The following is a 16768-nucleotide window of genomic DNA, read 5'->3' as shown; positions in this document are numbered from 1 at the left end:
TTTCTTACTCTTTTGGTAACAAATTATAGACCAAGTAGTTTTATACCGTGTGCTTTACCACCCCCTGCTAAACTTTCAGCACCGCTAAATGTTTATTATAACCAAAGTAACGGTCCTATGAGCCTAACAGAATACAACAAAAAGCGTGATTTCAAGAAAACTGCGGAACCTAAAGCGGGAAAGTCCAGTAGTAAAACTAAACTTCAGTTCGTTATTCAGAAGCATGATGCGACCAGGCTCCACTATGATTTCAGGCTAGAGATGGACGGCGTTCTTAAAAGTTGGGCGGTACCTAAAGGTCCCTCAACCGATCCTAAAATTAAGCGGCTGGCAATGATGGTAGAGGATCATCCATTCGACTACAAAGACTTTGAGGGTCTGATACCGAAAGGCGAGTACGGAGGAGGAACAGTCATCGTTTGGGATAAAGGAACTTACGAGCCTATTGAGAAGATCAAAGGCAAAAAGGCACAGGAAAAGCACCTCATTGCCCAGCTCGAGGCTGGTTCTGTCAAAGTGATTCTTTATGGAGAAAAGCTCCAGGGGGAGTTCGCATTGGTCAAGACCCATGGAATGGGGGAGAACGGATGGTTACTGATCAAACACAAGGATGAGTTTGCCTCAGGAAATGACATCACCAGCAAGGAGAAGTCAGTTCTTTCTGGCAAAACGCTAGCTGAAATGGAGAAGACGAGTGAAAAGGTTTGGCAACACGGCCATGAGGAAGATGTAGATCCAGATGAAGAGTTAACGGAAGAAATACCCAGTGAAGAAACGGAAGAGGTAGATGTCAAGTCAATACTTAAGTCGGCGCCTAAATCGAAAGTCCCCACGAACATTAAACCAATGAAGGCCACTTTGGTAGATGAACCTTTTGATGAGCCCGGATGGTTGTTTGAAGTTAAGTGGGACGGGTATCGAAGCCTTGCCATAATAGATAAAGAGGAAGGTGTTCAGTTAATTTCCCGTAATAATCTTCCCTTTGAAAAGTATTATCCCATCAATGATGCGCTTGAAGTATGGGGGATTGATGCGGTACTCGATGGTGAATTGTTGGTTTTAGATGAGAAAGGGATTTCTGATTTCGGTGGGATGCAAAACTGGCGCAGTGAAGCCGACGGCAACCTGGTCTATTATATTTTTGACATTCTATGGTATGAAGGCAAAAACCTGATGGGCTTGCCTTTGAGCGAGCGACAGGCTGTTTTAAAAGCGATCATTCCAACAGATAATGACCACATCCGGCAAAGTAAGGTGTTTAATGCAAGTGGGATCGACTTCTTTGCTGCTGCAGAGCGGATTGGATTAGAGGGTATCATTGCAAAGAAGGCAGACAGCCTTTATACCTCGGATCTTCGGAGCAGAGAATGGTTGAAGGTTAAAGTTCAACGCAGGCAGGAAGTTGTGATCGCTGTTTTTACTAAGAATCCAGGCACAGGAAAGTCCTTTAGTGCGTTAGTGCTGGGAGTATACAAAGGTGATGAATTGCAATTTGTCGGGAAGGTTGGAACTGGTTTCTCTGACAAATTACAAAAGGAAATGATGGCTCAGTTTGAACCACTGATCACCAAGAAAAGTCCTTTTGACTACGAAGTAGATGTCGACAAGCCTACTCGTTTCCGACCAAAGCGTACCGGAGCGAAGCCTACCTGGTTGAAACCAGAGCTAGTTTGCGAGGTTGCCTTTGCGGAGATCACCAGTGATGGGGTGTTTCGTCAAGCTTCTTTCAAAGGAATGCGTACCGACAAGAAAGCAACGGATGTGGTTTTGGAAAAGCCGGTGAGCACTGAGGAGGCGGTGGAAGAAAGCGAAGAGCTACCAGAAGCGCCTGTAAAAGCAACTCGCAAGGCGAAAAGCAATGTTGAAAAGCCGGAGTTAACGCTGGATCCGGTGAAAAGCGCTGAACGCAAAACGCTACTGAATCCAACTGAGGATACGCAAACTAAGAAGGTTTGCGGACAGTCTATAAAATTCAATCATGTAACTAAGCTGTACTGGCCGGAAGATAAAATCACCAAGGGGGATCTGTTAAATTACTACTATAAAGTAGGCGTGTATATGATGCCTTACCTGAAGGACCGGCCAATGTCGCTGAACCGCTTTCCTGGCGGTATTCATGGACAAAGCTTTTATCAGAAAAATGTGACAGACAAGGCACCAGAATGGGCTAAAACATTTGATCACATTACTGACGAAGGAAAGGTGACTAAATATCTTGTGGGCACTGATGAAGCTAGTTTGCTATGGATGAACTCTTTAGGTTGCATTGAAATCAATCCTTGGTTTAGTCGTGTGGAAACTCCTGACAACCCGGATTATTGTGTTATAGATCTGGATCCTGATAAACATACGTATGATCAGGTGGTAGAGGCGGCGCGGATTACAAAAGATATTTTAGACGCTATAGATGTTCCCTCTTACCCTAAAACCTCAGGATCGACGGGGATGCACATCTATATACCTCTTGATGGTAAATATACCTATCAGCAGTCGCAATTATTTGCGAACATCATTGTAAAACTGGTTCATAAAGAGATTCCTGATTACACTAGTTTAGAACGCAGCATCGCTGCACGGAAAGGAAAGATGTACCTGGACTTTTTACAGAACCGACCCGGAGCAACCATCGCCGGTCCTTACTCTTTGAGACCGAAGCCAGGGGCAACGGTATCTATGCCACTTGACTGGGAAGAGGTAAAGCCAGGGCTTACGATTCAGCACTTCCACATTCATAATGCACTTGACCGCCTCAAAGAGACAGGTGATTTGTTCAAAGGTGTGCTTGGTGAGGGTATCGATCTAGGTAAGGCAGTTGGCAAAGCTAAAGAAGTGTTTGGGTAATCAGTAGACAGTGGCTATAGATCGCCATTGAAGACACGATGATTGGTTATGACGGCAAGGACGAGCCTATCGATATTAACCAGGGGAACGGTGATGTTAATTCGCAAAATACCCGCGGTACAGACGATAACGATTAACCACTTAGCGCTCCTTACGCATTTGTTCGTCACAAACTTCAAATTAAAGGTATCACTAACTCGCTTACTAGCTCTCAGCGGGATAGTGATACTTAATGCTCAGTAGCCCTCCCGAGATTTAGTGTTTTGGCAAACCCATTGAAGCGTCAATGTAGGATAACCTTTCATTGGTAGTATAGATGCTAGCTGCCTGAAGTTAACATTTTTTCTATAGATTTTAACATCCGTGTTATTCGCGTGTAAAGGGTATGAATAGCTTTACCTTACTATATGGAGTTAGTTCATGGATAAATCGCATTCCCATTTATATCTGTTTCTTATCATTGGTTATTTAGTCGCCCAGCCGTTTATGTTTAGTAATGTGCAGGCTCAGGGGCGGTCGGCCGTTGCTGCAGAAATGCAAGATGCGATGGTCAATAAACTTTTGAAACAATGGTACCCACGCTCTATAGATACCCTAAGCGGAGGCTTCCTAAGTACATTCAGCTATGACTTTAAGCCTGTCGGTAATCAGGATAAGATGATTGTTACTCAAGCACGCCATGTTTGGAGTAATGCTAAGGCTGCTCAGCTTTTTCCAGATACAAAATACTATGTTGATGGCGCCAGGCAAGGCTATTTCTTTTTGAAAGATGTTTTGTGGGATAATAAATATGGTGGCTTCTATACGTATACCGACAGACAAGGCATGCCCAAGAAAGGAGCATTCGAAGCTAAAGAGGCATATGGTAACGCTTTTGCATTGTATGCGCTGGCAGCGTATTACCAGCAATCTGGTGATACCAGCGCATTGAGTTTAGCCCGGCGTACGTTTCTTTGGCTTGAACATCATAGCCATGACCCTGTCTATAAGGGATATTATCAACACATGGAACGTAATGGTACCCCAATTAAAAGGCCTGCTGGCATCGACGTAAACATGGAGCTTGGTTATAAGGATCAAAATACATCTATACATTTGTTAGAGGCATTTATTGAGCTCTACAAGGTATGGCCGAATCAGCTCTTAAAGGACAGGCTAGCCGAGATGTTAACTTTACTTAGAGATAAAATCATCAACGAAAAGGGATATCTCCAACTGTTTTTTCAACCGGATTGGACACCGGTGATGATAAGGGATTCGGCTGCAACTGCTATCATAAAATATAAAAATATTGACCATGTGTCTTTCGGACACGATGTTGAAACCGCCTATTTAATGCTCGAAGCAGCTCATATACTTGGTGGGAAAGACAATCATGCCGTACTTTCTCTGGGTAAGAAAATGGTAGATCATGCGCTGGCCAATGGTTGGGATAAAAACGTTGGTGGCTTTTATGACGAAGGATTTTACTTCAATAATAAAACTGGCATGAGCATTTTAGCAAATACAAAGAATTGGTGGGCACAGGCAGAGGGCTTAAATACCCTATTGATCATGGACCACTATTATCCGAACGACCCGCAGAAATACTATGAGAAGTTCCAGGCATTATGGAAATACATTCAAACTTACCTGATAGATCAGGAGCATGGCGACTGGTATCAGGGTGGCATTGACAAGCAGCCTGAATATAAGACAGCGTTAAAGGGACAAATATGGAAGGGTACCTATCATAATCTTCGGTCATTCATCAATTGCATTTCACAGCTTGCTCCCGATAAAAAGCCGCCAACAGTTCCTACAAATTTAAAGAAGGATAGTCGGCAAGGCACAATTGCCTTAAGCTGGAACAAAGCCAGTGATAACGACAAGATGATGGGATACGATATTTATAATGGTAATGAACGAGTAGGTTTTACGCCGCTCTTATACATTGAATTGAAGGAGGCTGACTTAAAAGTAGTCAAAAACATATATCTGGAAGCAATTGACCTCCAGGGAAACCGGTCTACGCGGGTCCAATTCAAATAGAATAACTTATTTTAAAGACTAAACCAAATGATAAACATGTACAACAGATATTTTCTAATTATCACATTTTTTACAATAGCAGCAATTGCTTCAAATCTGAGTGTCATAGCTCAATCAAAGAAGGGCTCAGGTCAAATGATTTTGAACAAGCTGGAGTACCTGGAGTATCAGGGTGTAAACGTGATGCTTGCTCACGATTTTTATCCGGAAGGGCATCAGGGAGGTGTGGGCATCATTCAAAATGGGCACCGCGTAGCTACAAATGGAGATTTAAGATTGGAGCCCACTCCCGGACAATGGTCGCCCATTCCGAAAGTAGGTAAAAGGGTAATTGATAAGAATGAAATAAGCGTCCGCATGGAATATCCGAATCCAGAAATAGACCGTAAAGGGTTTAACCCAATTATTTATCCGGATCTAAAATTCGCTTATAAGATAAGGGTTCTACCGGTGGGTAAGTCTTTTAAAATAATTATTGACCTGGATCAGCCTTTACCGGATAAGTGGATAGGACGGGTAGGGTTCAATATAGAGCTTTTTCCGGGTACCTTATACGGTAAATCCTTTTACATGGATAAGCAGTTCGGAATTTTTACGCCACAAGCAAATGGCCAAATGTATAAGAGCGCTTATGGTGAGGACGAAGTCATGCCTTTAGCTACAGGTAAAAAATTAACGGTAGCGCCAGAAACAAGTGGCCAGCGAATGATCATCGAAAATTTGAAGGACAACAACTTGCAACTGCTGGACGGCCGAGCGAAACATAACAATGGCTGGTTTGTTGTGCGCTCTTTAATTGCAAAAGGTGCTACTAAAAACGCGATAGAATGGTTGGTGACACCACATGCTATAGAAGGGTGGCAGTCGGACCCTGTCGTGCAGGTTTCGCAAGTCGGCTATCATCCAAAACAGCAAAAGATTGCTGTTATAGAGCTCGATCAAGCCGACAAGAGGCGGTTACCGGTCTCTTTGATGCGTGTGAACGAAAACGGCGGTTTAGAAACCGCTTTAAAGGCGGCGCCGGCCGACTGGGGAAATTTTTTAAGATACCATTATTTACAACTGGACTTTACTAAAATCACCAGACCTGGTATGTATGTAGTGAAATATGGGAGCTATCAGACCGAACCATTCCAGATCAGTACAGATGTTTTTAAGCATGATGTCTGGCAGCCCACTTTAGAATATTTTATGCCTGCCCAAATGTGTCACATGCGAATCAACGATAAATATCGGGTATGGCATGGCTTATGTCACATGGATGATGCCCGGATGGCCCCAATTGACTCCAATCATTTCGACGGTTATATCTCCGGGCACAGTACACTTACAAAGTTTAATCCCGGGGATAATGTTCCTTTCCTTAACAGGGGTGCCTGGCATGATGCAGGGGATTTTGATCTACGGGTAGAGTCGCAGGCCGAGACCATACATGGATTGACAATGGCCTATGAGCAATTTGGAAGCAAGTATGACAATACTACGATCAATCAAAAAGACCTTTTGGTAGAAATACATCAACCAGATGGCAAACCTGATCTTTTGCAGCAGATTGAGCATGGCTTACTGTCTATAACCGGAGGTTACCAGGCCATGGGTAGGTTTTATCGAGGCGTGATTGAGCCTACTATAAGGCAGTATGTATTGTTAGGCGATGCGGCTAACATTACTGATAATAAGCCTTTTATTACCAGTGCTGTCAATACCGATCCGGTGTCAAAACAGCCGTCACCGGCTGATGACCGTTGGGTATTTACAGAGGACAACCCTGCACGTAGTTTGCAAACGGCAGCTGCATTAGCGGCCTCCAGTCGTGTAATGAAAGGTTACAATGATACGTTGTCCAACCAGTGTCTGCAAATTGCCAGGCAGGTTTGGCAAGATAACAAAAACGTCAAGCCTTTATGGAAGGTGGCTTTAGCTACAGAGTTATTAATTACCACAAATGAAAAGGAATATTCTGACTTCTTAGTTGCCAACACTGAGGGGATTGCTAGCGGTATTGAAAACAACGGGTGGCTGGTTAGTCGTACCATGGACCTGATAAAGGATGCAGCATATACAGAAAAAATCACTGCTGCGGTTAAAACGTTTTACACCAAGGTACAGCAACAAAGCAAAAAGACCCCGTATGGTGTACCTTACGAGCCAAGTATCTGGGGTGCAGGCTGGGGAATACAAAACTTTGGTTACAGGCAGTATTTTTTATATGCCAACTTTCCAAAAATCTTTACTGACGACTACATGCTACATGCAATGAACTTTGTACTGGGGTGTCATCCAGGGTCAAACACATCGTCCTTTGCTTCGGGTGTTGGCGCAAAGTCAATGACTACTGCCTATGGTTTTAACCGGGCTGATCTTTCTTATATACCAGGCGGTATTGTATCAGGTACGGCATTGATAAGGCCTGATTTTCCGGAACTTCTAAACTGGCCATATTTATGGCAGCAAGCTGAGTATGTATTGGGTGGGGGCACTTCTGACTATCTGTTCCTGGTGATGGCTGCAGACCATGTGTTGAATAAATAGTAGTAGCATAAGATGTACTTTTTTTAGTTATTTATACGATAGGTGACATTTATAATTATCTTTAATGGACGGTCAATTATTCTGTGTAATTGATCGTTTACCAAGTATAATTATGCGTCTAAAAATATATCTATTATTTATATGGATTTTTGCCATTTCTGAAAACCTTTATTCACAGAGCAATAGCTACCAATTTTCTCACTTAGACATCACTAACGGCCTTTCTGACAACCAGGTCAATTGCATCTATAAGGATAAGAAAGGCTTTATGTGGTTTGGTACAACATCCGGCCTTAATCGTTATGATGGGGCCAGGTTTAAGGTGTTTAAGCATAATATTAAAGACCCAAGTTCTCTGGTTGATAACCATGTGATGAATATATCAGAAGGTCCTGAAAATAAATTATGGGTTTTTACACATAGCAGTATAAGCATATACGACCCAACGGTGGAGCGCTTTGTGAATGATATAAAATCTGAACTACTTCGTTATAAAATACCAGTCAGTCCAATCACCCGCGTCAAAAAAGACAGTCAGGGTGAATTCTGGTTTGCAACAGATAAAAAAGGCCTTTACCGTCATAACCCCAAGAACGGGAAAAGTGTTTTATATCACACCGCCCGAACCAGCCCTGTAGTATTACACTCTAATCATGTCATTGACATTGTGGCTTCGCAGCCGCACCTTTTGTGGCTTATTTATAGTGATGGCGTGATCGAGCAACTGGATATAAGAGCTAACAGCGTGCTTAGCCGGTACGATGGATTTGCAAAAGCCTTGTCTACAAAACCGCAGAACTTTAGCATGATCATGGACAATAAGCAAAACTTATGGATATGCTCTGATGCAGGGCCTATCGGAGTTTATTCCTTTGATACACAAACCAAAAAGCTGGTGCATTATAGTAAGGATAATCCGGAGGGCAGACTTAATTCGAATGTAATCACCAGCATTATCCAAACAGACGATAACAAAATTTGGGTTGGATCAGATCATGGCGGTATAAATGTAATAGACCCAACCACTAAAAAGGTGTATTACATAATAAGCCGGGCAGATGATGCCAAATCGTTGAGCGGTAACAGCCTTTATCTATACAAGGATAACACTGGGATTATATGGGCAGGTACGTTCAAACAGGGGATAAATTATTATCACAGGGGTATCATGCAATTTCCGTTGTATCAACAAATCACTACTGATCATGGAAGCCTTCCCTTTGAAGATGTCAATAGCTTTGAAGAAGATGAGAAGCGAAACTTATGGATAGGTACAAATGGGGGTGGGTTAATTTATTTTAACAGAGCCACAAACACTTACACGCAATTTAAGCATGACCCTAAAAATCCAAATAGCCTGACAAGTGATATAGTAGTAAGGTTATACATCGATAAACAAAAAAAACTGTGGATAGGCACATACTTCGGAGGATTAGACTGCTATGACGGTAAAACATTTACACATTATCGCCACAATCAAAATGATCCGGCCAGCTTAACAGACGACCGTGTTTATACTATTACCGAAGACGCTAACAACGAACTGTGGGTGGGTACATTTGCTGGCGGCTTGAATGTTTTTAATCCAAAAACAAAAGGGTTTAGGCATCCTAAGAACATAGGCATTTCAGACTATACTTCTATTATTTACGAAGACCGTCAGCAAAATAAATGGATAGGTCGGGATAAAGGGATAGACGTGTTAATTAAGGGGACCAACAAAGTAAAACACTATTCATCAAAATCTAAAAATTCAAATAGTCTTGTAGGCAACGACGTTAATACTATTACAGAGGACAGAAAAGGCTTTATTTGGATAGGCACGAAAGACGGATTGAGTATTTTAAATACTAAAACAGATAAATTTATAAATATCGAAGAAGGAGTGAATTTGCCTGCAGATAATGTGTCAAATATAATAGAAGACTATGCAGGCCGAATGTGGGTAAGCACTACAAATGGTCTTGCTAGCATTGTGCTTACTGAGGTTAATGGTAAGTATAGTGTAGCCATAAATCATTATAACGAACTGGATGGTCTGCAAGGCCGAGCATTCAATTTATATGCTGCTAAACGCTTAAAAAGTGGCGAATTGGTATTCGGCGGTATACATGGATTTAACGTGTTCGATCCCCAAATGCTGAACATTTTTAAACCCAAACCGAGCTTGGTGTTTACTGATCTAAAGCTGTTTAACAAAAGCGTTACCGCCAGTGACAGTGTAAATGGTAAAGGGGTGCTTACAAAAGCATTTTCCGAAACAAAAGAAATTACTTTAAATCATAACCAGAATGTTTTTGATATAGAGTTCGCGGCATGTGATTATTTCAATAGAGATAAGACAAAGCTTGAGTATAGACTTGAAGGTTTCGATGAAGGCTGGATAACAGTGGCAGGCAGTGATCGAAAAGCTACCTACACGAATCTCGATGGTGGTAATTATGTGTTTAAGGTGCGGTTAAAGGATGGCAAAGAGCTTCATAGAAGTGAGATTGCGATGAACATCACTGTATTACCCCCCTTTTTTAAATCAACCGTTGCTTATATCAGTTACCTTGTATTAATTTTTGGGGGCGTGCTTTACTTACGTCACCGTGGCATTCGTAAACTAAAGCGCGAATTTGAAAGTAGGCAGGCGAGTATTGAGGTTGAGCGTAAAATAGAACAAGAGCGAGCAGAAGCAAGTAGAATGCATCAACTGGACCTTATGAAGATAAAGTTCTTCACTAATGTAAGTCATGAGTTTCGCACGCCGCTGTCATTGATTTTAATGCCAATAGATAATCTTGTTAAGACGGCTAATAACCCTGATCAGCATAGTCAACTCGTCACAATAAAAACAAATGGTAAAAGACTTTTGAATCTGGTGAATCAATTGCTTGACTTTCGGAAAATGGAATATAACGAACTTAAGCTATGTCTTAAGAAAGGAGATATCGTTAATTTTATTAAGGAAGTGTCAGCATCTTTCATGGACATTGCTCAGCAAAAACAGATTGAATTTTTAATTGAAAGTGATTTGGATCCTTACATTACCGAATTTGACCATGACAAAATAGAGCGTATTTTGTTCAATCTATTATCTAACGCCTTTAAATTCACGCCAAATCGTGGGAAAATATGCGTGATGTTAGGTTTGCTAAAAAACAATAACGGTGAGGATAAGAGTTGTCTTGAATTAAAAGTGATAGATACGGGTATTGGTATTTCGATAGAAAATCAAGGAAAAGTGTTTGATCGTTTTTTTCAGGATAGTATGCCAGCAAGTCTGCTGAACCAGGGAAGTGGAATAGGTCTTTCAATAACTAAAGAATTCGTGAAAATGCAGGGCGGAACAATTACGTTGGAAAGTGAACCTGACTATGGGAGCTGTTTTACGGTGACCTTACCAGTAACACAGCATCATGACCGCGATGAACCAGAAATATCTCCTAAAGAAGAGTCTGCACAACTTGTTCCTATTGTTCCAAAGTTCGTAGATATGTCCCCTGGAGCTGGTAAGAAGACAACTATTCTACTGATTGAAGACAATGATGACCTAAGGTTCTATTTGAAAGAGAATTTAAAAAATAGCTTTCACATCATAGAGGCTGCCAATGGTAAAGATGGGTGGCAAAAGGCACTTTCAATGCATCCAAAACTTATTGTTAGCGACATTAGTATGCCCGAAATGAACGGCATCGACCTCTGTAAGAAGATAAAGGCTGATGTACGGACTGCTTTTATTCCAGTTATTCTGTTAACGGCGCTTACTACAGAAGAAGATCAGTTGGCAGGGGCAGAAAGTGGGGCAGATGATTATATCTTAAAGCCATTCAACTTTGAAATACTGCTATCGAAAATTCACAATTCTTTACGAATGCAGCACACCCTTAAAACTACTTATCAAAAACAAATAGAAGTTAAGGCAGAAGACATCCATATTATATCCGAAGACGAAAGGTTTCTAAAAAGTGCCTTCGAGAAAATAGAATCGAATATTACAAACGTCAATTTCTCTGTCGAGGAATTAAGTAAACTGCTTAATCTAAGCAGGGTCTCTTTATATAAGAAACTGCTCACACTGACTGGCAAGACTCCGGTTGACTGCATCCGTACAGTGCGTTTAAAAAGAGCGGTGCAATTGCTACAGAAAAGCCAGTTAAGTATTGCCAATGTTGCCTATGAGGTTGGTTTCAACAATCCCACTTATTTTTCAAAAGTTTTTAAGGAAGAATACGGCCAGCTCCCATCAGAATATGTGAGTGAATATCGCAAGAATAAAAAGGAACAGGCGGAGACCGCTGTTTAAGTGAAATTGCTGTGTTCGCGTTAGATTTTAAATTAATCGTTTGAAAAACAGGTGTTTACATAAGGTTAACATTTGTTGTATAAACGTTAACATTTGTGACATCGCATCTAAATACAGTCCCGTACTTTTAATTTGATGAATAAGCAGGTCCTTTAGAGATCCGCCCGATTTGTCTAACCAATTAAACTAAATATAAACTATGATGAAAAGACTAGAAATTAAACATTTCGTGGTAATGATCGTGCTTAGCTTATCTCTCTTGATAAGTCTGACTGGTTATGCTCAGACAAGGCAAATCAGTGGCACCGTCACCTCAGCGGATGGGGTTGTTCCCGGTGCTACTGTTAAAATAAAAGGAACTAATATAGGCGTGGTGACCGATCCTAAAGGCACTTTTAAATTAGCCGTACCTGCAAATTCAACTTTGGTAATAAGTATTGTAGGATATGACTCACAGGAGCTGATAGTTGGCGCTGGCAATACTTACGAAATTAAGTTGTCTTCAAGCGTAAGTGCATTAGACGAAATTGTAGTTGTAGGATACGGTACATCTAGACGGAAAGATCTAACAGGTTCTGTAAGCTCTGTTACTGCAGAACAAGTAGCAAAAGTTCCTGTTACGGCTTTAGATCAAGCATTACAGGGCCGTTCATCAGGCGTACAGGTAACCAATAATGACGGAGCACCCGGCAGTGGCGTAACTGTACTCATACGTGGTATAGGAAGCTTGGGTAGTAATGATCCTTTATATGTAGTGGACGGATACCCGATCACTGGTGGTCTTAACAACATTAACCCCAATGACATTGCATCAATGGACATCTTGAAGGATGCATCGGCAACAGCCATTTATGGTGTGCGCGCATCAAATGGTGTTGTTATCATTACCACTAAAAAAGGTAGAAGAGACGGTGTCGAAGTGGCATTGGATGCTTATACTTCTATACAGTCTGAACCTAAAAAGTACAGTGTTTTAAACGCAGAACAATGGGCAACACTTGCAAATAAAACTGCCGGTTTTGACCGTTTAGCAGAATGGGCTAACCCATCAGCCCTGCAAAATGTTAATTGGCAGGACGAAGTTTATAGGTCCGGCCTTAGACAAAATTATAATCTCGCAGTTCGTGGAGGTGGTGAAAAAGTACAATCTGCATTTTCTGCAGGTTACTTCGATCAAAAAGGTGTAGTAACAGGTTCTTATTTTAAAAGGATCAATCTTGGTTTAAACATTGATTACGATGCTACCAAGTGGCTTAAATCATCCTCAACCGCTAAATATTCCAGACAAAATGCCAACAATCCTTTTGGCACAGGTGCTTTAGCGACATTAAGTGAATTGATACCAACCATTGGTGGTAATAAACTGACTAACTTAGCTAAAGATGGAAATGGTAACTACGGTTTTTACGATCCTCAAAACACTTATGTAAAAAGCTGGAACAATCCTCTCTATACTATTGAAAGACAAGATGCGACTAACCTAACCAATTACTTCTTAGGTACCAGTTCATTAGAAGCAACTTTGTTTGAAGGGTTGAGGATCAAAACAAATTTAGGTATCAATACTACAGACTATTCGGGTTACTTTTTTATGCCTTCAGACACCCGCTCGTTTGACCAGTATGGCATAGCAAGTCCTAATATTTTGAATACTTATTCGCAAAGCGCGAACAATACTTTTGAATGGCTTTGGGAAAATACGATCTCTTACACGAAAACGTTTGGCGCACATGCTATAGATTTCGTTGGTGGTATTTCACAACAGGATAATACCTTTCGCCGGATTGGTGGTAATGGTAATAATCTAATCAGTGATGCCATTAGGGATCTTTCCAAAGTGAACAACCTTGTTGCCTACGGAGACCAGCAGACCTATACTCTTGCTTCACAATTTGCAAGACTAAATTATAAATTTATGGACAGGTACATTTTTACTGCTACGGTAAGAAGAGATGGTTCATCTAAATTCTATGAAGGCAATCAATATGGTGTATTTCCTTCAGGATCAATTGCATGGAGAGCAAAAGAAGAATCTTTCTTAAAGGATGTTAAGGCGATTACAGATTTAAAGTTTAGAGCAAGTTATGGTGAGGTTGGAAATCAGGCAGGTATCGGTCCGTTCCAATACCTTGCTAGATATTCTTCAGGGGGACCTGCAACTTCACCAACCAATGTAGGTTATCCATTTGGTGGCTCTTATCAAACTGGTTTAGCTTATATCAATCTTGACAACCAAAATCTAACCTGGGAAACTTCAAGACAAACAGATATAGGAGTGGATGCATCATTTTTAAATGGCGACCTTAATTTAACAGTAGATTACTATAGAAAAGATTCTAAAGACTTTTTATTGGACATTCCAACATCATCTCAATCTGGTGTAAAAAGATCTGCTCAGAATGCAGGTAGCATTAGAAATCAGGGTTTTGAGATCGCTTTAAACTACAAACACACGGTTAGTGACTTTACTTATGGTTTGGGTGTAAACATTACTACAGTTAAAAATCAGTTATTAAGTATTACACAAACTAAAAACTTTATCGGAAATCTAGTCCTGCTGACTACACCAGCAAACGGGTGGACAGAATTTAGCCAAACAAATATAGGACAGGGAGTAGGTGAATTTTATGGATATGAGAGTCTTGGAATTTTCCAAACTCAGGCTGAAATTGATGCATTGAACGCTAGAGCACCAGATGGACATTATCAGGGTAATGATGCTCAGAAAACACAACCTGGAGACCGTAAATTCAGAGATTTGAATGGTGATGGGCAGATCACAGCTGATGACAGGACTAGTTTAGGAAGTCCTATTCCAAAGTTTTATGGAGGATTTAACGTAGACCTTGCTTACAAAGCCTTTGATTTTAATGCCTTCTTTTATGGCAGTTACGGCAATAAAATATTTAATTACCAAGCACGTAACTTAGAAAGTTTTCAGGCACCGGGATTTGTAGGGATACAAAACGTAAGTGGAGAGTATGCTCAAAACGCATGGTCAACTACAAACCCCTCTAATCGCTTTGCAAGGGTAAACTATAATGACGATGTGAGCGCCAATAACGTGGCTTCCAGCATATACGTTGAAAACGGAAGTTATTTACGTTTACGTAACGTTACCTTAGGCTACACACTTCCTACAGCAGTTGCACAAAAGTTGACGTTAAATAGAGTGAGATTTTACATGGCTGCGCAAAATCTATTTACGATTACTAAATACAGTGGCCTAGATCCGGAGATTGGGCAGCCAACTGGTACAGACCCTAATAATAATAGTGCTGCAAAAGCAAGTCCAACCGCCTCTGGTGTTGATGTGGGTACTTATCCTTCGTCGAGGTTCTTTACCCTGGGCTTAAATGTTACATTCTAGTCGATTAAAGTTATAGAAACGAAAAATGAAAAACAAAAAATATTTATTTATACTAGCAGCGGGACTGATAGTATTGACGCCCTTTAGTTGTAAAAAAGGGTTTTTAAATCAAAGTGATTCCTCTAATCCAACTGCAGATGCATTGTTTAATAAGCCTGAAGATGGTGTCGCAATAGTAAACGCGATATATGATACGTACCAGAATGCTGACTTGCTGAAAAAGTCATTATGGTATTATGCTAATTTTCAGACTCATGACTTTTTCAACTGGGGTAACGACAGGTTTTATAATACCTATGCAATACCAAGTACTTTTGGTGGTATCCAGGTGTTTTGGGAACGAGCATATATCGGTATTGCTCGTGCAAACTCTGCACTAGAAATCTTGAAAACTATGAAGGGAAAAGGCGTTTTGAATGAAGCATTGGCAAATCGGCTTACTGGTGAAGTCTATTTCTTACGCGGCATGACATACTATTATCTTGCCTCGAGCTTCGGTGGGGTACCGTTAGAATTATCAAATGGGGCTAATGACGGTTTGAAACCGAGAAGTAGTCAGACAGAAGTATTCACCCAGGTAGAAGCAGATCTTAAGATTGCTGCAGATTTATTACCGTGGAAAGAAGGATACGATGCTTCTGACCTTGGTCGTGCAACGAAAGGAGCCGCGTTAGGTTACCTGGGGGCTTCGCAGATGTGGCTAAAAAAATATGCTGAGGCTATTGTAAGTTTTAATCAACTTAACGGCAAGTATAGCTTATTGCCGAAATTCATTGATATACACGAATATGATAAAGAAAATAATGCAGAGTCAATATTTGAAGTGCAATTTATAACCGCGGGCACTCAAAGCTGGGGTGGTGGTAACGAAGTAGCATGGATCGGGTCTTTTGGCATGCCTGAAGAGGTATCAAACTTTGGTTACGATTATGGTAACAAAATTTTATATGATGGATTTCAGGCAGGTGACCTTCGTAAAGAGGCCTCTATTCTAGGTCCTGGTGATGTACACCCAAGTCCGGCTATAATTGCAAAAGGTGGGATTAAAAGTTATCCTCTGGTTATTGCAGGTTTTACAAGTGCAGATGCTGGAGTTAGGGCCAAGTATACTGGCGCTGACGGTAAAATTATCAACACCTGTGGTACGGTCGCCCGCCCATGGATAGGAACAGATAATGCGATTCCACGCAGTGGCTATTACAGTACGAAAATGTGGCGCGATCCGACATTGGATGGCAACTCGGGTGTTTCTAATATTTTTGGTGCGCAAAATCAGATCCTGCTACGCTATGGAGAGATTCTATTAAGTAAAGCGGAATGTCAGGCCAGAACAGGGGATAATGCTGGTGCTTTAGCTACGCTCAAGGTACTTCGCGACAGGGCATTCGGTGGAACTGCTCCGGCTGTATTTATGAGCGAAGGGAAGGTAATCACCGATCCGTTACAAATGGTATATCATGATTACCGGCACGAGCTCACTGGAGAGTATTCAACATTCTACAACTTAAGAAGGGCAGGGGTTGCTACCTCTTTTGTTAAAGAAGTGTACAACATATCGATTCCGACTGGCCGTGAGTTATATCCTATTCCTCAATATGAAATTGGGCTAAATCCGAACTTAGCACCAAATCCTGGTTACTAAGACAGGAAAGTGGTATTGACGAAAGCCCCTCCTTAATGGAGGGGTCTTTCTTATTTTTATT

6 protein-coding genes are annotated in these 16768 nt (G+C 41.1%); all 6 read left to right on the top strand.

The window, feature by feature from the left end; translation table 11 throughout:
* The first annotated feature begins 117 nt into the window (after nucleotides 1-117).
* Complete coding sequence (ligD, locus tag WKF66_RS15865) at nucleotides 118-2841, top strand: DNA ligase D (protein ID WP_489675454.1); 2724 nt, start codon at nucleotides 118-120, stop codon at nucleotides 2839-2841.
* Nucleotides 2842-3261: 420 nt separating this feature from the next.
* Entirely contained in the window at nucleotides 3262-4872 is a 1611-nt protein-coding gene (locus WKF66_RS15860) for an AGE family epimerase/isomerase (protein WP_489675453.1), read from the top strand.
* A gap of 36 nt (nucleotides 4873-4908) precedes the next feature.
* Nucleotides 4909-7404, top strand: coding sequence for a glycoside hydrolase family 9 protein (locus tag WKF66_RS15855; protein ID WP_489675452.1), 2496 nt, complete (start codon nucleotides 4909-4911; stop codon nucleotides 7402-7404).
* 64 nt (nucleotides 7405-7468) lie between these two features.
* Nucleotides 7469-11695: a hybrid sensor histidine kinase/response regulator transcription factor gene (locus WKF66_RS15850; RefSeq protein ID WP_489675451.1), complete on the top strand. Its 4227-nt coding sequence runs from the start codon at nucleotides 7469-7471 to the stop codon at nucleotides 11693-11695.
* A gap of 199 nt (nucleotides 11696-11894) precedes the next feature.
* Complete coding sequence (locus WKF66_RS15845; RefSeq protein ID WP_489675450.1) at nucleotides 11895-15065, top strand: SusC/RagA family TonB-linked outer membrane protein; 3171 nt, start codon at nucleotides 11895-11897, stop codon at nucleotides 15063-15065.
* 25 nt (nucleotides 15066-15090) lie between these two features.
* Nucleotides 15091-16707 carry a RagB/SusD family nutrient uptake outer membrane protein gene (locus WKF66_RS15840; RefSeq protein ID WP_489675449.1) on the top strand — a complete coding sequence of 539 codons (1617 nt, stop codon included), beginning with the start codon at nucleotides 15091-15093 and terminating at the stop codon, nucleotides 16705-16707.
* Nucleotides 16708-16768: the final 61 nt, after the last annotated feature.

It is taken from the genome of Pedobacter sp. (genome assembly GCF_037719805.1).
GTDB lineage: Bacteria > Bacteroidota > Bacteroidia > Sphingobacteriales > Sphingobacteriaceae > Pedobacter.
Note: the sequence above shows the minus strand (reverse complement) of the source record. Positions and strands in the feature narration are given on the sequence as shown.